Origin of the sequence: Dyadobacter alkalitolerans DSM 23607 (assembly GCF_000428845.1) — a bacterium.
Taxonomy (GTDB): domain Bacteria; phylum Bacteroidota; class Bacteroidia; order Cytophagales; family Spirosomataceae; genus Dyadobacter; species Dyadobacter alkalitolerans.
The window spans coordinates 122,228-142,330 of the sequence record NZ_AUAS01000012.1; the positions used below are offsets into that span (position 1 = coordinate 122,228).

Annotated in this window: 18 protein-coding genes and 1 pseudogene; 3 read left to right on the plus strand and 16 right to left on the minus strand. The window is 45.6% G+C overall.

The genetic code is table 11. The features are described 5' to 3' along the window. Positions 1-12: 12 nt before the first annotated feature. Together G395_RS0119650 and G395_RS29820 are read right to left on the minus strand one after the other, a co-directional pair. Positions 13-198 (minus strand): hypothetical protein, encoded by a 186-nt coding sequence (locus G395_RS0119650; RefSeq protein ID WP_026631633.1) that lies wholly within the window; start codon positions 196-198, stop codon positions 13-15. 10 nt (positions 199-208) lie between these two features. Continuing rightward, positions 209-648 (minus strand): annotated as a pseudogene (locus G395_RS29820) (DUF6934 family protein). A gap of 126 nt (positions 649-774) precedes the next feature. Between G395_RS29820 and dtd the strand changes: the two are divergent. Together dtd and G395_RS0119665 are read left to right on the plus strand one after the other, a co-directional pair. Then, positions 775-1,227 (plus strand): D-aminoacyl-tRNA deacylase, encoded by a 453-nt coding sequence (gene dtd, locus G395_RS0119660; protein ID WP_026631634.1) that lies wholly within the window; start codon positions 775-777, stop codon positions 1,225-1,227. Positions 1,228-1,373: 146 nt separating this feature from the next. After that, positions 1,374-1,703: a nucleotide pyrophosphohydrolase gene (locus tag G395_RS0119665; protein WP_026631635.1), complete on the plus strand. Its 330-nt coding sequence runs from the start codon at positions 1,374-1,376 to the stop codon at positions 1,701-1,703. Positions 1,704-1,798: 95 nt separating this feature from the next. Here the strand turns inward: G395_RS0119665 and odhB are convergent, their stop codons facing one another. The 8 genes from odhB to G395_RS0119705 all read right to left on the minus strand — a co-directional run bounded on the left by odhB (position 1,799) and on the right by G395_RS0119705 (position 14,473). After that, the gene (odhB, locus tag G395_RS0119670) at positions 1,799-3,439 is read right to left on the minus strand and encodes a 2-oxoglutarate dehydrogenase complex dihydrolipoyllysine-residue succinyltransferase (protein WP_026631636.1); all 1,641 of its coding nucleotides are present in this window, start codon (positions 3,437-3,439) and stop codon (positions 1,799-1,801) included. Between the two features lie 49 nt (positions 3,440-3,488). After that, positions 3,489-6,251, minus strand: a complete 2,763-nt coding sequence (locus tag G395_RS0119675; RefSeq protein WP_026631637.1) for a 2-oxoglutarate dehydrogenase E1 component — start codon at positions 6,249-6,251, stop codon at positions 3,489-3,491. A 112-nt stretch (positions 6,252-6,363) separates the two neighbouring features. Beyond that, on the minus strand, positions 6,364-7,287 hold the full coding sequence (locus tag G395_RS0119680; protein ID WP_157486748.1) for a PorP/SprF family type IX secretion system membrane protein: 924 nt from the start codon (positions 7,285-7,287) through the stop codon (positions 6,364-6,366). A 98-nt stretch (positions 7,288-7,385) separates the two neighbouring features. Then, positions 7,386-10,610 (minus strand): hypothetical protein, encoded by a 3,225-nt coding sequence (locus tag G395_RS0119685; RefSeq protein WP_026631639.1) that lies wholly within the window; start codon positions 10,608-10,610, stop codon positions 7,386-7,388. A 16-nt stretch (positions 10,611-10,626) separates the two neighbouring features. Then, positions 10,627-11,697: an NAD(P)/FAD-dependent oxidoreductase gene (locus tag G395_RS0119690; RefSeq protein WP_026631640.1), complete on the minus strand. Its 1,071-nt coding sequence runs from the start codon at positions 11,695-11,697 to the stop codon at positions 10,627-10,629. 1 nt (position 11,698) lies between these two features. Further along, on the minus strand, positions 11,699-12,406 hold the full coding sequence (cmk, locus tag G395_RS0119695) for a (d)CMP kinase (protein ID WP_026631641.1): 708 nt from the start codon (positions 12,404-12,406) through the stop codon (positions 11,699-11,701). A 98-nt stretch (positions 12,407-12,504) separates the two neighbouring features. Then, a complete protein-coding gene (locus G395_RS0119700; RefSeq protein ID WP_026631642.1) occupies positions 12,505-13,092 on the minus strand; it encodes a LutC/YkgG family protein in 588 nt (195 codons plus the stop codon). Positions 13,093-13,096: 4 nt separating this feature from the next. Further along, a complete protein-coding gene (locus G395_RS0119705; protein ID WP_026631643.1) occupies positions 13,097-14,473 on the minus strand; it encodes a lactate utilization protein B in 1,377 nt (458 codons plus the stop codon). 242 nt (positions 14,474-14,715) lie between these two features. Between G395_RS0119705 and G395_RS0119710 the strand changes: the two genes are divergently transcribed. Beyond that, positions 14,716-15,108 carry a T9SS type A sorting domain-containing protein gene (locus tag G395_RS0119710; RefSeq protein ID WP_026631644.1) on the plus strand — a complete coding sequence of 131 codons (393 nt, stop codon included), beginning with the start codon at positions 14,716-14,718 and terminating at the stop codon, positions 15,106-15,108. A gap of 93 nt (positions 15,109-15,201) precedes the next feature. On the opposite strand, the gene G395_RS0119715 is transcribed toward G395_RS0119710, so the two are convergent. The 6 genes from G395_RS0119715 to G395_RS0119740 form a co-directional block, all read right to left on the minus strand. Further along, entirely contained in the window at positions 15,202-15,978 is a 777-nt protein-coding gene (locus G395_RS0119715; RefSeq protein WP_026631645.1) for a (Fe-S)-binding protein, read from the minus strand. Positions 15,979-15,980: 2 nt separating this feature from the next. After that, entirely contained in the window at positions 15,981-16,763 is a 783-nt protein-coding gene (locus G395_RS0119720; RefSeq protein ID WP_229204231.1) for an endonuclease/exonuclease/phosphatase family protein, read from the minus strand. 42 nt (positions 16,764-16,805) lie between these two features. Continuing rightward, positions 16,806-17,138 (minus strand): L-rhamnose mutarotase, encoded by a 333-nt coding sequence (locus G395_RS0119725; RefSeq protein ID WP_026631647.1) that lies wholly within the window; start codon positions 17,136-17,138, stop codon positions 16,806-16,808. Positions 17,139-17,141: 3 nt separating this feature from the next. Then, positions 17,142-17,972, minus strand: a complete 831-nt coding sequence (locus G395_RS0119730) for an amidohydrolase family protein (protein WP_026631648.1) — start codon at positions 17,970-17,972, stop codon at positions 17,142-17,144. 1 nt (position 17,973) lies between these two features. Then, on the minus strand, positions 17,974-18,837 hold the full coding sequence (locus G395_RS0119735; RefSeq protein ID WP_026631649.1) for a fumarylacetoacetate hydrolase family protein: 864 nt from the start codon (positions 18,835-18,837) through the stop codon (positions 17,974-17,976). 85 nt (positions 18,838-18,922) lie between these two features. After that, complete coding sequence (locus tag G395_RS0119740) at positions 18,923-19,696, minus strand: SDR family NAD(P)-dependent oxidoreductase (protein ID WP_026631650.1); 774 nt, start codon at positions 19,694-19,696, stop codon at positions 18,923-18,925. Positions 19,697-20,103: the final 407 nt, after the last annotated feature.

Consider the following 20,103-nt stretch of genomic DNA (forward strand, 5'->3'; position numbering starts at 1 on the left):
TCTCAAAAGAGATCATGTGGAAGAAGAATTCAAAAGCTTGCCTTTTCGTACTGGAAGGCTGGTCTTAGACAATGTAGCTTTTGCAATTGCGGTTTTGGCAGGAAACAAGTCTTTGTCTTCCAACCTGTCGAGACTGGCGTCATAGGAACCTTCTGCATTGCTTTCAGAGACCGATCCGACTTTCATAGCTGATTTCATGTTGGTAAAGTTATAACAATTTCAAAATGAGGAATGATTCATAATTTACATTTTTCAGAAACCGCTTCCACTGCTCTTGCTGGAAGCCATATATTTCAAAATGTAAAGCTAAGTCGTCATAGTGGCTGCTGATTATGATTTGATATAATCTTGTTCTTGATGGTGTGCTGCCTGTGAGGAAAATTCGCACTTCAGGATTTCTCTTAATGAAGTGCTCCATAATAGCAATAACGGTTGCCAGGACTTTTCCATATCCCCGTTATCTGTAACGACCTGATCATCTAATGTACCGAACTCCTCAGAATAATCTCCGAAACCCAGGTTGTAAACGTTATTTTCAATAAGCCTGAACTGGACAATTTTCTTAATTCGGCCACGCTTTCCAAGGCTAATAAATGAAAATGTATTCTTCTTACTTCCGTATTTAAATACGTAATGCGGATGATTCATGTATTGTGATAATGTGTGTTTCCTTTCAAAAGAATCGAACAAATAAAAGAAATTCGTTCGTGCTGCAATGTACAATCGTTCATTCAAGTGCGCTAACTTTGCCGCATTCTTAAATACTTAATCCAAATGATCGCAGTAATTCAGCGTGTGAGCAGTGCTTCTGTTACAATTGAGGGGAAGATTGAAGGGGAGATACAAAAGGGCTTTCTGATTCTTCTGGGCGTTACGCACCTGGATAGTCAGGAAGATATCGAGTGGCTGGGAAAGAAGATTGTTGGTTTGCGGGTGTTTGGAGATAGCGATGATAAGATGAATCTTGACCTCAAATCTGTGGGCGGAGACATTCTGCTTATCAGCCAGTTCACGCTGCATGCAAGCACAAAAAAGGGAAACCGGCCCTCCTTCATCGAAGCAGCCCGCCCCGAGATAGCAACCCCACTGTACGAAGGAATGATCACCTTCCTGGAAAAAGAATTAGAAAAACCCATCCAACGCGGAATCTTCGGTGCCGATATGAAAGTAGCATTGCTCAATGACGGGCCAGTAACCATTATCATAGATTCAAAAAACAGGATTTAAGATAAAAGGCAATCAGCAACCACATCGTCAAAATCAAATACCAGATTACTCAAACATCCACTAATTCAACATCACTCATTTAGTCATTCACCCGTCAACATTCACTCACTCAATCATTCACTTATTCAAAATTCACTCATTAACCCATGACCATCGAAGAAGCCCAAGCCCAAGTTGATAACTGGATTAAAACCTATGGCGTCCGTTATTTTTCTGAATTGACTAATATGGCGATCCTGACGGAAGAAGTAGGAGAACTGGCCCGCATTATGGCGAGGACATATGGTGATCAGTCATTTAAAAAATCGGATCTAGGCAAAGACCTGGGCGATGAAATGGCGGATGTGATGTGGGTGCTGATTTGCCTTGCTAATCAAACTGGCATTAACCTGACCGAGGCTTTTGAAAAAAACATGGCGAAGAAAACGGAACGGGATAAGGACCGGCATAAGAATAATGAGAAGTTAATTGACTAAATATGCTTGTAGTGTTGATTCTAAACTTCTCCTAAAAACAAAAAGAGAGCCCGGTTGCCCAGGCTCTCTTCATCACTTATACTGCAATGCTTGAATTACATATCAAGCAATAATCTCATTGGATCTTCCAGAAGCTGCTTCACGCGAACCAGGAAGCTTACCGAATCTTTACCGTCAATGGTGCGGTGGTCATAAGAAAGTGCCACGTACATAATCGGACGAACAACGATCTGACCGTCAACCACAACTGCACGTTCAACAATGTTATGCATTCCTAGAATTGCTGACTGCGGTGCATTGATGATCGGTGTTGAAAGCATCGAACCGAATGTTCCTCCGTTGGTGATCGTGAATGTTCCACCGGACATTTCATCCAGTCCAAGTTTTCCATCACGGGCGCGAACGGCCAAGCGAACAATTTCTTTTTCAACTGCTGCGAATGACAATGTTTCAGCATTGCGGATCACAGGCACAACCAAGCCGCGAGGCGTAGAAACTGCCACCGAAATGTCTGCATAATCATTGTAAACCAGCTCATCGCCATCCATATAGGCATTGATAACCGGGAAGTCTTTCAACGCAACGGTTACTGCTTTCACAAAGAATGACATAAAGCCTAATCCAACTTCATGCTTCTCTTTGAATTTATCTTTGAATTTCGAACGTACGTCCATAACCGGCTTCATGTCCACCTCGTTGAACGTGGTAAGCATGGCCGTTTCATTTTTTACAGCAACCAATCTGCGTGCGATGGTCTTACGCAGCGAAGACATTTTCTCACGACGCTGACCTCTTGCTCCGGCTGGTGCTGGCGCTGCGGCAGGTGCAGCAGGTTTCGAAGCAGCTGATTGTGACGGTGCAGCAGTTTCAGCTGGTTTGCTGCCTGCTTTCAATGCATCGTCTTTCATAATGCGTCCGCCTGATCCTGAACCATTCACGTCTTTCGGATCGATTCCTCTTTCCGCTAAAATTTTCGCAGCAACAGGTGAGGCGTGTTTTTCGCTGTATGCTTTATCTGATCCGCCTGTTTCCGCGGCTGGTGCAGCGGCTTGCTGAGAAGATCCTGCGGATGCTTGCGCGCCGCCGGCTCCCGGCTCAATGGTGCAAATGATCGCACCAATGGACAATGTTTCACCTTCTTTTCCAACGATCCGCAACGTTCCTGCTGCTTCTGCCGGCAATTCAAATGTTGCTTTATCCGATTCCAGTTCGCAAAGGATCTCGTCAACTTCTACGTGATCACCGTCTTTTTTGCTCCATGAAGCAATGGTAACCTCCGTAATAGACTCTCCTACTGCCGGAACTTTCATCTCATATGGTTTTCCACCTCCGGCAGGAGCAGCAGCAGCTTGTGCTGGCGCAACAGCGGCGGGTTCACCTGCTTTGTCTTCAATTTTGTCGGCAGCTGGTTCCACAGCGGCAGACGCAGCTGGTGCAGCGGCGTTGGCAGCTGGGGCAGCTTCCTGTTTCGGAGCAGTATCTTTCGATGCACCGTTCGCAGCTGAATCGATGGTTGCAATCAGGTCGCCAATGTTCAGCGTATCGCCTTCCTGCGCTTTAATGTGCAGGGTGCCTTCTGCTTCTGCTGTTAATTCAAATGTCGCTTTATCCGAATCAAGTCCACAAATGACCTCATCCATTTTCACAAAATCGCCATCATTTTTGAACCAATTCCCTATTGTAACCTCTGTAATGGACTCGCCAACGGGCGGTACTTTTATCTCAATTTCAGCCATTTTATGTGCAATCTTGTTATCGAACTAAGTGTCTAAATTTATAGGAATATCATTCAAAAGCTCTGCTAATAATCTCTGCCTGCTCTTTCGCGTGGATTTTCGAGAAACCGGTCGAAGGAGAAGCGCTTGATTCGCGGGCAATTACCTGCAATGGATTTGCGCCTTTGTACATTCTCAGCATGAATGTCCAGCCACCCATATTGAAAGGTTCTTCCTGCACCCAATATACTTTCGCATTGGTATATTGTGCCAGATGTGCGTCAATCTGCGTCTGCGGGAACGGATGCATTTGTTCAAGACGGATAATGGCAACATCGTCACGCTTGTCTGTCTGCTGCTTTTCGTAAAGCTCATAATAAAGCTTTCCTGTGCATAGCAACACTTTTTTCACCTTTTTCGGATCTGCAAAAGTGTCTCCTATCGTTTCCTGGAACGAGCCGTTAACGAGGCTGTCGATCGGCGAAACGCACAATGGATGTCTCAGCATTGATTTTGGCGACATTACTACCAAAGGCTTACGGAAAGGGAACTTCAACTGCCTGCGCATTAAATGGAAGAAGTTCGCAGGCGTTGTTACGTTTGCCACAATCAGGTTGTAATTAGCAGAAAGCTGCAAATAACGCTCCGGCCGTGCATTGGAGTGCTCCGGTCCCTGGCCTTCATATCCATGAGGCAGCAGCATTACCAACCCTGTCCAGCGATCCCATTTCGTTTCACTTGAAGTAACAAACTGGTCGATGATCACCTGCGTACCATTTGCAAAGTCACCAAACTGCGCTTCCCAGATCACCAATGCATTAGGGTTTGCCATGGAATACCCAAATTCAAAACCCAAAACGCCGTATTCTGAAAGCAGCGAGTTGTAGATCATGAACGGCCCCTGACCTTCCTGAATATGCTGTAAACTATTATAAGCTGCATTCGTTTCCACATCCCTAAGCACCGCATGACGGTGAGAGAATGTTCCGCGCTGCACATCCTGGCCGCTTAACCTGACAATGTTCCCTTCAGTAAGAATGGAACCGTAAGCAAGCAATTCGGCTGTTGCCCAGTTTACTTCTTTTTTATCAAAGATCATTTGCTCACGATCTTTGAGCAACTTATCGATCTGTTTCAGACGGCTAAAATTCTCGGGCGTGCTGATCAATGCTTTCCCGATTTTTTCCAATGTTTCCAACGGAACACCGGTTTCAGGCGATTTTTCAAAATCCTCCGGCCGCGATTTGCGCAATGTATGCCATTCCTGTTCCAGTTTCGGCATGATATATGGCAATGCTTTTTGCTTCACCATATCCAAGCGCTCCTGCAAAAGCTGCTTGAACTCTTTGTCCATGTTAGCCGCCAGTTGCGCGTCTATATCACCGCGATCTGAAAGCGTTTTTTGATAAATCTCCCGTGGATTCTGGTGATTCTCAATGGATTTGTAAAGAACAGGCTGCGTAAATTTCGGTTCGTCCGCCTCGTTGTGACCATGACGGCGATAGCAAACCATATCAATGAAAATGTCCTTATTAAACGTCTGACGATATTCGACAGCCAGTCGCATACAAAACACAACTGCCTCAGGATCATCCCCATTTACGTGCAGAACAGGCGCATCCACGATCTTTGCAATGTCTGTACAGTAAATGCTGGACCTTGCGTCAATGAAGTCTGTTGTAAAACCAACCTGGTTGTTGATCACAAAGTGAATAGTCCCACCTGTGTAGTAGCCATTTAAGGCAGACATTTGGGTCACTTCATAAACAATCCCCTGACCTGCCACTGCTGCATCACCGTGAATCAGAACCGGCAGAACGCGGTCGTAATCACTGTCGTACATGCCATCGGCACGTGCGCGGATGTAGCCTTCAACAACTGGGTTAACCGCTTCAAGGTGAGATGGGTTAGGCGCTAGTTTGAGATGTACTTTTTCACCATTCTTGGTTGTGATCTGGCTAGCAAAACCCATGTGGTATTTCACGTCGCCGTCTCCCCAGACCTGATCCGGCAAGTTACCTTCAAACTCGTTGAAGATCTGGCCATAAGTTTTTTGCATCACGTTGGCAAGCACGTTCAGACGGCCACGGTGTGCCATCCCGATCATCACTTCTACAACGCCCATTTCAGCAGCCTTGTTGATCATCGCGTCCAATGCAGGGATGGTAGTTTCGCCACCTTCCAGAGAAAAACGCTTTTGACCTAAATATTTTGTGTGAAGGAAATTTTCAAAAACAACCGCCTCGTTCAGCTTTGAAAGAATATGTTTTTTCTCATCAATTGAGAAACTCATATTCAATGCTTCCTTCTCAATTTTCTTGCGCAACCAGCTTTTTTGCTCGCGGTCACGGATGTATAAATATTCGAAACCAATGTTTCTTGTATAAATCGTTTTAAGCGAATCGACGATTTCACGCAGTGATGCCGGACGACCGAAAAGCTCAACGCCTGCTTCAAAAACCGTGTCCAAATCTTCATTCCCAAGATTAAAATCAACGATATCTAACTGAGGCTGACGATCCTTGCGCTTTTGAATGGGGTTGGTAGTTGCCAGTAAGTGGCCTCTTGACCTGAAACCACGGATTAGGTGGACAACTTCCATTTCCTTGCGGATACGGGAGGGATCAGTTTTCGAAATTGTGGCTGCTTCCTTACCATTAGCAGCGCCGTTCGCATGGCCGTTGCCGTTGACAGGATACTTTTGTGAGAAGTCAAAGCCTTCAAAAAATTTCTGCCAGCCTTCGTCTACTGAAGCTGGATTCTGCTTATAGGAATTGTACAATTCCTCTATGTAAGCGCCGTCGGAATTTGCTATATATGTGTATTTATCCATCACAAAAGTGAGTAATTCATTTACCGCACAAAGGTACGAGACTTATTAAAACATTACGAATAAATTATCCTTTTAACTTAGGCCAAAAACGATCTCTGACCGTCCAGCCGCACTAGTTTTTCTGAAACCCGTTCGGACTCGGGACAAATTTCAGCATTAGTTCATGTATGCCTTTCGGGCCGGAATAGTTGGCGTAAAGTTGCTCAACCTGGCGCGTGCTGTAAAAATATCCCAATCTGATATTCTTTCCTGCCTGCACTTCTGCCGAGATCTGCAAATAATCCACTTTTTGCGAAAAAGACTGATATCCGCCCCCAATCCGGTATGACGCCCCTATGCCGACTTTTTCATTAAACCAAAACCTGCTACCCAGGTCAAAACGCAGTGCATGGTCCTTTTCCTGGACAAACAGAACGTGCGGCAATATCATGAGATCATCATTTAAATAGTAACTGCCACCGGCCATTATATATAAGGGACGACGATAAACGCTGGTTATTGCCTGATTGCCGAAATTCTGTGTTGATAGTTCCGGTTTTGATATCCCAAAATACAGACGATCCGAACGCAGCCACGCCCCGATTCCAAAGCTTCCGAGCACAGTATTATTCCTGGGAGAGCTCAAATCCACAACCGGAAGCACATTAATTCCACCCTGCGCACCAAGCCCCAGCTTCCAATTATCCGAAATTCCGAGATGATAGGCAAACGAGCCTGAAAAGCCCGTGGTAGTGAAAAAACTCGTCTGGTCATTCAATGCCATAAAGCCTATTCCAAACTTGCCATTGGCAATGGTTCCGTCTGCGGTGAATGTCTGACTGGATGGCGAATTTTGAATGTTAAACCATTTTCTGCGGAACATTGCTGTCATATTGAAAGTCTCCCGAACACCCGTGAAGCCGGGGTTAATGGTCATCGGGCTTTGCACATATTGTTCGTAAAGGACTTCTCTTTGAGCTAAAAGAGGCTGGAAACTTGCGGCTGCCAACAGCGAAAGGCAAACATTTAATCTGATCCGGAAAAGTTGTGTGTTCATGAGATTCATTTAAATCAATTATTAACTAAAAATGGCAAGAGAGGTTATCCCTTGCCACCAATAAGAACCGTGATTTTAAAATTTATACTGATTTTTAATTAAAAATCATAGCCTAATGTCACATAAGGAACGGCCTTGTTTGTATAACCGTTGTCGACACCCCAGGCGTAATCAAACTTGGCATAAAAGCCGAATAACGTCGTTCTGGCGCCAACTCCATAACCCATTAAATACGGATTTTTGAAGTTGGTAACCGTTGCGCGGAAAGGATCTTCCTCGCTTCCAATGATTTGTGTATTCAAGCTGTTGTTTTCGCTGAATGGCCCCTTACCCGTCCATGCAGTTCCGATATCGCCAAAACCGACGATCTGGAAGTTGCGCAGGAAGCTGGAAGTGATTGCACCGCGGTAAAGATATTTTACCAATGGGATTCTCAATTCCGCATTCAACAACATATAGCTTGTTCCGGATAACCGGTTCAGTTTGAAGCCTCGCAAATTGGTTGCGAAATCTGCAAAGAAAATGTCGCGGTTGTCTTTTTGAAAATCAAGCGGGTTGTCCCCGGTGCGTACTTCCTTTTTATTTCCGATCCAGTTTTCCATCCCGCCCAGAATGTTCTGTTTTGGCGCCTTACCGCCCGAGTGACTCGCCGAAGCACGAACCGCCAGGATCAGGTCGCGGTGGATTTTTTGGTAATGACGAAAATCGAGACTTACGCGGTTGAAACTTTCATTACCATTTGACAAGCCTTGTTGCAGGTCATAACGGATCTTGAAACGCGTTCCTTCCATCATATTCATGCCGTTTACCCGCGTGTTATCAAACACATATTCACTCCGCAAACCGCCATAGCTCGATGCCAGGTCAGGATTTGGCAGTAAATACACGTCAATCATACGCGTGGAGCTAAACATCGGGGAAAGCGAGAAGCGGCTCGTCGTTGAAAATGGATAGGATGCCGTGAACATCAGCTGGTTAAACCGGTATTTCTGTGGCGCTCCTTCCGAATCAACGTAAAGGCTCTTTCTGTCTATACGAAGCCCGAAATCAATGCGGTAAGTATTATTGTTATATTCTGCAAAAAGATCGCTGTTCCGGAAGTTTGAAGAAATGAAAAGTCCTGCTTTGATGACATGGTTTTCAAGCAGATCATTCATCGAAATGGACTGAGCGTAACCAAATCCCCTGATCGGGTCGATGCGCCAGTCGGAACTGGCGTCGTTGGTAATGAATAATCCTTTGTATGGATATGGCCCTTTGATAGCAATGTTCTCCCTTGTTGCTTTCGATCTCGACAATGTGCTTGGCGATGTCGGGAATGTTCCCCGGCGCTGTTTTGATTCGAAAGCTTTCAAAACATCCTCGTCAAATTCGTAATTATCGGTGTCCACTTCGCCGTCTTTCAAAGCAATTTTAGGCGTTCCCGCAGGTTTTGCCTGCTGTGTCGAATCTGCCCGCTGGCCCGTTGTCGCACCAGCAGCTGATATTCCAGCCGGGGCAGCCGCCGCAGCACCATTGGTCAATGCCGGTGTGTTTACTGTTGCATTGATATCAAAACCATTTTTGAAAGCCGCTGTGTAATAACCGTCGTTCAAATAAGTGTAAGCCAATCCTCCACCCGATTTGGTCGTCAAATCCGCATTTCTGATGCCTTGAATGTAGTTGGTGAGCTGGGAATTTGTATTGCTTGCGCGGTTAAATTTAAACAGGTTGCTTACTCCTTTCTCATTGGAAATGTAAACAATGTCATTTTCGTCGGCGTAAACCGGCAGGATCTTGGTTTTTCCATCCGCCTCAACGAGTTTCAGCAGATTGTCCGACTTGGGCGTTCCATCATGCTCGAAAATCGTAAACGACCCCGAAATTGATTTGTAGTTTCCCTTATCGCCGGTTCCGAGCGAATCCACCGACCGGTTTGAAGAGAAAACCACCCTGCGCGACGATCCTTGCACGAAACGTGGGGAGAGATCATCATAAAGATCGCTGGTTAGTGGCAATGCAGAAGCCCGTGCAACGCTGATCAGATAAAGGTCATTTTGTCCACCCTTATCCGCACTTACGGCAAGCATTGTTCCGTCATGCGAAACATCCATATCCACGATTTGATCCAGACCACGAATATTTCGTTTCAGCTTCACCTTAACCTTTTTCGTGCCCAGGTTTTCATACTGATAAAAATTCTTACGGTCATTTTCCGTAGCCAGGATCGATAAAACATTATTACGGGACCAGCCTAAAAGCGGCGGCTGCGTTTTCACCCTTCCACCTATGAAATCAAGCTTGCCCTGACGAACAATTTTCTTGCTACCAGTCTCACTATCAAACAAATAAACCCGGTAACGACCATTCTTGATCTCACTAACGGCAGTAAATTTCTTATCCGGAGACACCTTAATTACAGCGCTTGCATCGGAAACGCCGAATTCGTTCAGCTTATATTTCCAGGTTGGAGCCGGATCAGCGTAAAATTGTTCGGCGTTTTTGTTTTGATTTAAATAATACGCCTTCCAATCGCGTAGAAAACGGTTGTAAGACTGAATTCCCAACGTACTGGTAATGCTGGTTTGCTCGGTCCTGATAATGCGGGTAAGGTTCAGGATATCTGAAATCTTGTCTTTTCCGTAGCGTTCAGCAATGTAATTCCAGATGGAGTGACCGATCAGTGTAGCGTCATTGCCAGTCATTAATGTCGGCTTACGCACATTGCGATTTTTGAAAAAATCACGCATGTAGTCGTTCAATTCCGGAGACCAGCCTTCTGCAATGTAAGCCGCGGTTCCCGACATAAACCATTCCGGGAGCGTCAGCAGCAATGAACTTTGCAGCGCTTCCTTCATATTTCCGCCATAAAGCATGTCGTAGACAAACAAAAGGCTGATGTCTTTTACCAATTTCTGGCGAAACGTAACCTGGTTTCCGGTATATGCAACTTCGACCCGTGACTGGGAAAGATCAAGTTTTTGCTCATTAAGGTTATCCAATGTGGACAGCCCCATGTTGCTCTGTTCCAGCTCGGCAGGAGAATTGTAGAGAAAGATTTTTACACGGCTATATGGAGTCCAGCCCAGGATATCGGTGATCTTATCAAATTCACTTTCAGCATATTGCGCAGTCAGCTTGGCAAGCGCAGTTCCGCCCTGGTAATGATAGATTTCGAAATTGGTTGTTCTGAATATTTTCCAGTTAAAGGTCTTGTACTGGACCCTGTTCTTTCCAAATGTTTCCTGGGAGGGGTAGCGCTGCGCTACTGATTCGGTAAATAATCCTAAAACCGCTAAAAGACCGACCGAAAAGGTTAACTTGTATATAGATTTTATGCTCATAGTGCTAAGGCTGACTTCAACGGAAATATAACGAAAAATACCGCTGAATATTAACTAGCGGATTCAATTCTTTACCGTTTTCCAAATGTTGGGCAAGCTCATTTGCGAAAAATGGCGCCAGCGTAACACCCTTCGTCCCTAATCCATTGAAAATAGCAACATTATGGTATGCAGGATGCACGCCGATCAGCGGTCTGCGATCCCTTACAGACGGCCTGATCCCCGCCACTTCCGAGCGAATATGATACCGTATTTTCAGCAGCGCACTGAGCTTTTCTTTCAGTTCAGCAGTGGCTTCTTCTGTGGGGTCCCAATCCAGCGGATCCCAGGAATAGGTGGCCCCTACCCGGCTCACTTTTTCAGCCACCGGAAACATAAAAATCCCCTGGTTTACAATGTACTCCTGCAAAGGAACTTCGGTTTCAATTTCCAGAATTTGCCCTTTCACCGGCGTAAAAGGAAGCCAGTTGAAAAAGTCATTTTCCAAAGCCTTGAATCCCTGACATAAAACCAGCTTTCCGAATGTCTTGTCTTTCCAAACTATCCCATCCGTTGAAACAGACAACGCATTGATATCGAACGCTTCATCAATAAGCATTCCGTATTCCAGAAAATAATTTTTGCTTTGATCCAATAACACAGGCAGGTCAATCCAGCCAGACCGGATCACTTCCAAACCGCCGTAATCGGCATGGATGTAATCGGATAAATCGGCGGAATCTCCGTCCTGCTTTATATAGGAAGCGATTTTCGGATCGGCTGTCTGGGCGAGATAAGTGTTTTGTTCGGCTATCGAGCGAAATGGTCGATAAATAGGTGCGGGATGCACAAATTTCTCACCAAATATTGCTTCAAGATAACCGTAAAAGCCCTTTGCATAGGGAAAGAGGTCGTCCGCGAGCCAGGTTTTTACCAGCTTTTTACCGGTTAAAGGATTAAATATCCCCGCCGCAACTTCTGAGGAAGAAGGTGCTTGTGAATCGTTTACTATTAAGATTTTTTTACCAAGATCCAACAAATGCATGGCCAGCGAAGTGCCCGCAATGCCTTGTCCAACAATCAGATAGTCGTAGTCGTGCTCTTCCATATCAGGCCCGGCTCGCCCTCCGGCGGAGTGACAACCCGATCTGCTCATCGGCCAGCCTGACAACCATTTCAACCTGCTCGTCCAGCGTCATCAGGGAATTATCGATGTAAACAGCATCTGCTGCTTGCCGCAGCGGACTTTCTGCACGGGTAGTATCAATATGATCGCGCATTCTCAGGTTTTCGGCAATTTCCGGAAGCCCTATCAGCTCTCCCTTTTCGAGTAATTCAAGTTGCCTTCTTTGCGCGCGGATCAGGGGATCAGCGGTCATAAAAATCTTCAATTCCGCTTGTGGAAAAACGACGGTCCCGATGTCCCGGCCATCCATAACAATGCCTTTGGTTTTGCCCATGCGCTGTTGCTGCGCCACCAGCGCGTGTCTTACTTCCGCAATCGCACTCACATCGCTCACCTTTTCAGACACATACATTTTGCGGATCTCATCTTCTACATTGAGCCCGTTCAGGTAAGTGTCGTTACGCCCCAGTTCGGCATGCCTGCGGAAGGAAATGTGAATGTTGCTCAGCGCTGTTTCAGTTTCTTTGGGATTGGTAAGGCTAACGTGATTTTGTATAAAATACAGTGTAACAGCCCGATACATAGCACCGGTGTCGATATAGGGGTAATTCAGCTGCTTTGCAACCAGTTTCGCAGTTGTGCTTTTGCCACAGCTGGAATAGCCATCAATCGCAACAATTATTTTGGGCATATGGATGAATCTTGTGTTTGCAAAAATAGAAGAAAGAATGGGCTGGAAGCCGTTTTTACGCAATTTTTTCCTCCGGTTGCAACATTACCCACTGCATATCAGGCTCCTTCCAGCAGAAAGATAACCAAACTTCTCGCGCCGTGTGCACCTATGACGAGCGATTGCTCAATGTCAGCCGTTTTGGAAGGTCCGGAAATAAAACAACCCCAACCCGTCGTTTCGGTTAAGCGCTCGTATGCGTCGTGCATGTTGTTCACAATCGCTTTTCTTGGAATAACAAAGGCCAGATTCTGCGTAATAAAAGGCAAAGCACGATGCGGCAAGTGCGCATCCGAAATCCAGATCGCACCATTTTCAGCCACACCAAATTCCGCTTGCAGGATTGCAATTTCAATCAGTTCCAATGCGTGCGGGTCCGGGTTATTGAGACTAAAATCGGCCCAGTTGCTCAATGCTGGAATGGTGGTTGCGCGGTTAACAACGGAAGCGTAAAGCTCGTCGGCCTTCCGCGCAAGCGCTGCTAAATCCTTCACCACGATTACTTCGGTGTAGATGGCGGTGAGCGTTTCTATGAACTTCTCTTCTGTATTTTCATATAAACTGTCAAAACGCGTCGCTTCCGGAAACGGCGTTTCGGCTGGTTTATTCAGTTTTATTTGCTGTAATATTTTTTCCCGTGACGTCATTATATTATTCTTTTCGATTGCGGATATACCAGTCGCGGAAACTTTCCTTAGGCGGCTCGGGCATTTCGCGTTGTTTGAACCAGGGATTCATTCCATTATTCACTACAAAAGGGATTGTCCGCATCAGGGAGCGCCCTAACCTGCCCGACCATTGGTAAAACCTCGGCTGAGACAAAACGACAGACATGGCCTTGATGCCCAGTTCCTTTGCTTGCGGCACATGCCCGCCTTTTACCAAAACCTGCCGCCATTTATATAGCTGATCATGAATGTCAATTTTAACCGGGCAAACATTGGAGCAGCTGCCGCATAATGTGCTTGCAAACGGCAGATCCGCATTCTTGGTCATATCCAGATTTGGCGCCAGGATTGATCCGATCGGGCCTGCAACGGCATTATGATAACTGTGCCCGCCGCTTCTGCGGTAAACCGGACAAGTGTTCATACACGCGCCGCAGCGAATACATTTCAGTGAATTTCTGAAATCGGCGCGGCCGAGTTGTGTCGTGCGGCCATTATCGACGATGATAATGTGCATTTCCTGACCTTCTCGTGGTTTTTTGAAATGGCTGCTGTAAGTGGTGATTGGCTGGCCGGTTGCGCTTCTTGCCAATAGCCTGAGAAAAACGGCAAGGTCTTTTTGTTTTGGGATTATTTTTTCAAAACCCATGCTCGCAATGTGAATGTCGGCCAGATGTGCGCCCATATCCGCATTTCCTTCATTGGTGGAAACCACAAAACCGCCCGTTTCGGCGATGGCGAAGTTTACGCCTGTTAATGCTGCTCTTCTGGTTAAAAACTTGTCGCGCAAATGTTGCCGGGCTGCTTCCGTTAAATATTGCGGATCCGTGGCGCCGGCTTCCGTTCCTAAATGCTCGTGGAAAAGGTCGCCGATGTCTTTCTTTTTCAAATGAATTGCCGGAAGCACAATGTGGCTTGGCGGTTCATTTCTTAACTGCACAATCCGTTCGCCCAGGTCCGTATCGATGACCTCAATCCCGTTCTTAGACAAAAACTCATTCATATGACATTCTTCCGTCAGCATGGACTTGCTTTTGACCATCTTGTCGATATTATTTTGCTTCAAAAGATTGAGGACGATTTCGTTATGCTCCGCAGCGTCGGCGGCCCAGTGAATGTGGACGCCGTTTTCTTTCGCCTTTTGTTCAAAAGCAATGAGCAGCTCATCCATATGCGACAGGACATAGTTCTTAATGCCCGACGCCGTTTCCCTCAATTGCTCCCATTCCGGCAATAATTTCGAGGATTTATCCCTTTTCTGGCGCACAAACCAGAGCGTCTCATCATGCCAATCTACATAGGGCTCGTCCTTGTTAAAGGTCTTTGAAGCCACCGAATGCTCAATTATCGCCTTAGACATAATTTGCTTAACAATTTGATAATAGTATTTTATAAAGAATAAGAATTGTACTTTTCACATTCATTGCACTATTCCAAGTTTGCTATTTGTTTAATAAACAACTTTTTACTTAACCTAAAAAAGCTATTTTATTGTAATGCAATATCTTATACTTTTGAATCACAAAGTTATTCGATCAGGGCATCGGAGTTTGGAACAAGTTTAGTTTAACTTTTTTTAGACACAATTAAATTTTCACTCTTATGAAAACTAAAAACACGCTTCTCATCGCAGCCTTGACTGGCTTGCTTTTATCAGGTTCAGCATTGACAGTTCATGCACAAACCGCCATCGCAACTGAAAAAACGGAAACAGTTTCTAACAAACTGACTGTTCTTCAGATCAGACCAATGCAATTCCGCGTTTCATATAATAATCCAGTTTCTAAAAATGTAGCAGTTCGCATTTTGGATACTGATAACAATGTTCTTTTTTCAGAAAACAGACGCGTTGACAACAGCTATTTGAAATATTTCGACTTATCGACTTTGATGGATGGAACTTACACATTCGAAATCACGGACGGTAAAGAGAAGGCTACACAATCGTTTGATATTCTGACTACAACGAGCCGCGTTGTTTCTTCTATCAACTAACAACAAAGCGCTTCTCAGATTCTGTGCCTCTTTGGCAAGCCTGCAAACCCTCCTTTGCGACGCGCCACCCATAAACTTTGTAAATGCCGGTTCCTATGCGGGGATCGGCATTTGTTTTTTTACGGCGCTGTTCAAAATCTCTGCGATATGCTTCACCTGCACATTGCTTTTGCTTCTTTTCAAAATCCCTTCCAAATGCAAAAGGCAGCTCATATCCGAGCCCGTAATGTATTCGGCATGATGGCGAATGTGATCAGAAACGCGATCCTTACCCATTTTCACAGAAACCGCTTCCTCACTCACGCAAAAAGTCCCTCCAAAACCACAGCATTCATCAGGCCTGTCCAGGTCAACCAATTCCAATCCTCTGACATTTTTCAAAAGTGAAACCGGTTTGGAAAACGGTGCCGCATTCAACTCCGACATTTGTGATAAATGCAGCCCGCGCTGGCCGTGACAACCCTGGTGCAAACCCACGCGATGCGGAAATTCAGCTTCGATAAAATCAACTTTTAAAATGTCGACAATAAACTCCACCAGCTCATACACTTTCTTACGCAAAACCTTGGACTCATCCGGCTTGTTTTCCACCTTCAAATGATCCTTAATGTGCAGCACGCAGCTTCCGGACGGTGACACAACATAATCACAATCAGCAAATTGATTATAAAACAACCTGTCGCAATCCTTTGTCAAATGTTCGAAACCTGAGTTAGCCATCGGCTGGCCGCAGCAAGTCTGGCTCAACGGGAATGTTACATTACAGCCCAGTTTTTCAAGCAGTTCGAGCGTTGCTATGCCCACCTGCGGATAAAATTGATCGACATAACAGGGGATAAACAATCCGATTTTCAAATCCGAGTGATTCATTTTTACCAAAATTCAATGGTGGCAAGTATGGGGTAGTGGTCCGAAACCTGCGGGTAATTCCTGATTACCTTGTAATTTCTGATCCTTACTTTATTGTTCAGCAAAGCAAAAATATAGTCGAGCCGGTCGCCGGGCAGTCCCTCGTTCCAAGTTTCCAACTGTGAACCCTGCGCGGCATCCTGCCAGTTTTTCCGGAAAGAAAAATAAGGCTGTTCATTGGGTCGCGCACCCATATCCATGCCCAGTAACACCGGCTGAACGCTGTTGACGAGCATTTGGTTGATATAGGCTGCCTGCAAAGCCCTGTCCATGACCGAGGCGTACTCTAACCGCGCATTACAAAACCGGAATGTGAGTCCTCTTGCTGGTTTTACCAATCCACACAACAGCACTTTGGGGTCCGCGCCTGCTGTTTTCGGCAGATCAATGGTTTGTGTTTTTTCAAATTCCCAGGTGGATAAAATTCCTACGCCCTGCGAGCCGTTTTCAGACTTGTCCGCAACACCATATAAATAATGCATCCCCGTCTGAACGGCAATTTGCCGGAGCTGAAACTGCACTTTCCCATCACCAACCAGGCTATCAACCGCTTGCAAGGCGATCAGGTCCGGCTTATGTTCCTTGATAATTTTCAGGATATCCCTCAGGTTCGATTCCTCGCTCCGGTTCAGCCCATGGCGGATATTAAAGCTCATCACTTTGATTTCCACAGGCTTGCGCGGCCGGGAAGAAAACAATGTGCAAGACAAACTGGCAATTAGTAACAGATAAATTAATTTACTCAAACCATTCAGAACGCTAAGTCACCAATCTTTCCTTCTTCTTTTTTATTTGAGGGCAAATATTTTATCCATTAACACCCATTTTTCGCCTGGTTTGGCGGATGGAAGGGCTTTTTGGTACTTCCACATGAGCTGTTCCCATTCCTGGACCTGCGCATTTGCGGCGTCCATCCGGGCTTTATTTTCAAAACTAAAATCGTCTTCCGTTTCCATGATCATGAAAAGGCGCTCCCCGATCCGGTAAATCTCCATTTGGCTGATCCCGGCATCCAGGATGCTTTTTTCAATTTCAGGTCTGGCTTTTTTGTGATATTGTTCATACTCGGCAATCATCACCGGATCATTCACAAGATCCACCGCAAGACAGTATTTTTTCATAAATCAAACATCAAGACTATAAAATTCCACTGCATTTTCACCCATCACTTTCTGCAATTCCGAATCCGAAAACATGCTCAGATAGTCGGTCAAAATACCCTTTGCACCTTCATACTCAGCTGCAACGAGGCAGACCGGCCAGTCGGAACCATATATTAATCTGTCCGTTCCGAATGCTTCGAAAACAACATCCAGGTAAGGCCGGAAATCTGCTTTTTCCCAGTTCTTCCAATCGGCTTCGGTGACCATTCCGGACACTTTGCAGCTTACATTGGAAAGTTCTGCGAGCTCGTGAATATCCGTTGCCCAGGGCTGCATTTCGCCGTTTTTGATCAAAGGTTTGGCAATGTGGTCCAGCACAAAATGCACATTAGGCAGCTTAACCGCGAAATTGAATGCTTCCTTCAACTGGTCCTGACGGATCAGAATGTCATAGGTAAAATCAAAAGCAACCAGCTGACCAACGCCTTTAATGAATGCAGGTTGCAGCATAAATCCTTCCGCCTCACCTTGCACCACGTGTCTGAAACCCCTCAGCTTCTCAAATTGTGAATACTTTTCAAGCTGATCATATAAATCTTCCGCCTGCAAATCGACCCAACCCACCACGCCTTTGATAAAATCATTAGCGTCAGCAAGCTGCAACAGAAATTCCGTTTCCGACCGGGACTGCGACGCCTGCACAGCCACGCAGCCATCCACGCGATTTTCTTTCAAAACCGGTTGTAGATCTTCGGGCAGAAAGTTCTTACGGATTGCCTGCATCTCAGGCGTGATCCATGCATCGCGTTCAGCGTCAAAAATCCAGAAATGCTGGTGTGCGTCGATAACCATATTATAGTGGCTTCCAGGCGATTGCTTCCTGTTTTTGCGAACCTAATTTTTCAATCCCGAGCTCAACAACGTCACCTGCTTTCAGGTAAACCTGTGGCTTCATGCCCAGGCCCACGCCTGCTGGTGTTCCGGTTGTGATCATATCGCCCGGCAGCAATGTCATGAACTGGCTCAGGTAACTGATCAGGAACGGAACCTGGAAAATCATGTCCGAGGTGCTGCTATCCTGTATTTTCTTACCATTCAATGTCAGCCAGAGTTCGAGGTCATTTGCATTGCCCACCTCGTCAGCTGTCACCAGGTAAGGCCCCAATGGTGCGAATGTGTCATTGCTTTTTCCCTTCACCCATTGTCCGCCACGCTCCATTTGGAACGCTCGTTCTGAATAGTCGTTATGGACTGCGTAACCCGCTACATAGCTCAGCGCATCTGCTTCTTCTACGTAACTTGCTCTCTTGCCAATGATCACAGCCAGCTCCACTTCCCAGTCCGTTTTCTCCGAATTTCTTGGGATAATCACCTGATCATTAGGTCCGCACAGTGCAGAAGTGGATTTAAAAAATACGATCGGCTCCTTCGGCAATTCTGTCGCGCCCGATTCGTAAGCGTGCTTGGCGTAGTTCATGCCTATGCACACGATTTTAGACGGGCGCGCTACGCAAGAACCGTAACGGAAACCTTCCACGACTTCCTGGCAGCTTGACTGATTGGCACTTAGCCATTCTGTAAGGCGAGTTAACCCGTCGGTTGCAAAAAATTTCTCATTGTAATCTTCACCAAATGCAGACACATCCAGTTTCTTACCATCGGGAAGTTCCACACCCGGTTTTTCCTGCTCAAAAGCACCAAATCGAAAAAGTTTCATAAGTTTTATATGGCTCGCAGCGGTTTGCTTTACGCCTTTTTTTAGTTATTTCTCAATGTTTCAAAAGCGTGTCGAAAACAGTCGCTTAATTATTTAGCTTCTCAAATCCCCCATCAATCAAATAGTCGCAGCCCGTGATAAATCCGGCTTCGTCTGAGCAGAGATACAATGCCATGGCACCGATTTCCTCAGGCTTGGCCATTCTGCCAATAGGCTGTGTTTTGGAAAGTTTTTCGAACATTTCCTCTTCTTTACCAGGATAATTTTTGGAAATGAATCCATCCACAAACGGCGTATGCACGCGCGCCGGCGAAATGCTGTTGCAGCGAATGCCATCCGCCAGATAATCACGGGCAACCGATAATGTCATGGAATAAACCGCCCCTTTGGCCGTAGAGTAAGCAAACCGGTCCGGAATGCCGACGGTGGCTGCAATAGATGCCATGTTCAAAATAACACCTCCGCCATTGGCTCTTAAATGCGGAATAGTCGCCATGAGGCAATTGTAAACGCCTTTCACATTGACATTAATAACGCGGTCAAAATCAATTTCAGCCGTGTTATCCGCCCTGCCTACATGCGCAATGCCTGCATTGTTAACCAGAATGTCGATTTTGTGATTGGTCGCAATGGCGTTGATCACGTTGACCACGTCGGCTTGTTTGGAGATATCGATGGCGTGTGCTTCCGCCTGACCGCCATCTGCAATGATCTGGTTTACAACCTGGTTGGCCAGATCAAAATTGAGTTCAAGAATATGGACAAATGCGCCCTGTTTCGCAAAAGTTTGAGAGATCGCCAGGCCAATGCCGCTCGCGCCTCCGGTTACCAATGCTGTTTTTCCGCTTAAATCAAACATGAAATTTTTGAATGTTATTGAAACAAAAGGGCCTTTTCAGCGGCCTTTACTTGCATTATTTCTTCTGATCTGAATTTTAATCTATTCCAACTGATATCAAATCTATTTCAATTAATCTTAAATCTATTTCTATTAAAGATCCCCGGGTTGAAACCCGGGGCAAATGATTTTGTTGATTATAAAGTCTTTTTAAATTCTCATCAATCAGCATTGCCCCGGGAGCAAAAGATTTTGTTGATTATAAAGTCTTTCTAAATTCTCATCAATCAGCATTGCCCTAGGGCAATGATTTCGTTGATTATAAAGTCTTTCTAGATTCTCTTCAATCAGCATTGGCCGGGGCAAATGATTTTGTTAATTATAAAGTCTTTCTAAATTCTCATCAATCAGCATTGCCCCGGGTTTCA

Coding starts and splice junctions, on each gene's coding strand:
- G395_RS0119650 (WP_026631633.1), bottom strand. CDS start 198: ATGAAATCAGCTATGAAAGTCGGATCGGTCTCTGAAAGCAATGCAGAA.
- G395_RS0119730 (WP_026631648.1), bottom strand. CDS start 17,972: ATGGTTATCGACGCACACCAGCATTTCTGGATTTTTGACGCTGAACGC.
- cmk (WP_026631641.1), bottom strand. CDS start 12,406: ATGCCCAAAATAATTGTTGCGATTGATGGCTATTCCAGCTGTGGCAAA.
- G395_RS0119735 (WP_026631649.1), bottom strand. CDS start 18,837: ATGAAACTTTTTCGATTTGGTGCTTTTGAGCAGGAAAAACCGGGTGTG.
- G395_RS0119690 (WP_026631640.1), bottom strand. CDS start 11,697: ATGGAAGAGCACGACTACGACTATCTGATTGTTGGACAAGGCATTGCG.
- G395_RS0119725 (WP_026631647.1), bottom strand. CDS start 17,138: ATGAAAAAATACTGTCTTGCGGTGGATCTTGTGAATGATCCGGTGATG.
- odhB (WP_026631636.1), bottom strand. CDS start 3,439: ATGGCTGAAATTGAGATAAAAGTACCGCCCGTTGGCGAGTCCATTACA.
- G395_RS0119675 (WP_026631637.1), bottom strand. CDS start 6,251: ATGGATAAATACACATATATAGCAAATTCCGACGGCGCTTACATAGAG.
- dtd (WP_026631634.1), top strand. CDS start 775: ATGATCGCAGTAATTCAGCGTGTGAGCAGTGCTTCTGTTACAATTGAG.
- G395_RS0119680 (WP_157486748.1), bottom strand. CDS start 7,287: ATGAACACACAACTTTTCCGGATCAGATTAAATGTTTGCCTTTCGCTG.
- G395_RS0119740 (WP_026631650.1), bottom strand. CDS start 19,696: ATGTTTGATTTAAGCGGAAAAACAGCATTGGTAACCGGAGGCGCGAGC.
- G395_RS0119710 (WP_026631644.1), top strand. CDS start 14,716: ATGAAAACTAAAAACACGCTTCTCATCGCAGCCTTGACTGGCTTGCTT.
- G395_RS0119700 (WP_026631642.1), bottom strand. CDS start 13,092: ATGACGTCACGGGAAAAAATATTACAGCAAATAAAACTGAATAAACCA.
- G395_RS0119705 (WP_026631643.1), bottom strand. CDS start 14,473: ATGTCTAAGGCGATAATTGAGCATTCGGTGGCTTCAAAGACCTTTAAC.
- G395_RS0119665 (WP_026631635.1), top strand. CDS start 1,374: ATGACCATCGAAGAAGCCCAAGCCCAAGTTGATAACTGGATTAAAACC.
- G395_RS0119685 (WP_026631639.1), bottom strand. CDS start 10,610: ATGAGCATAAAATCTATATACAAGTTAACCTTTTCGGTCGGTCTTTTA.
- G395_RS0119715 (WP_026631645.1), bottom strand. CDS start 15,978: ATGAATCACTCGGATTTGAAAATCGGATTGTTTATCCCCTGTTATGTC.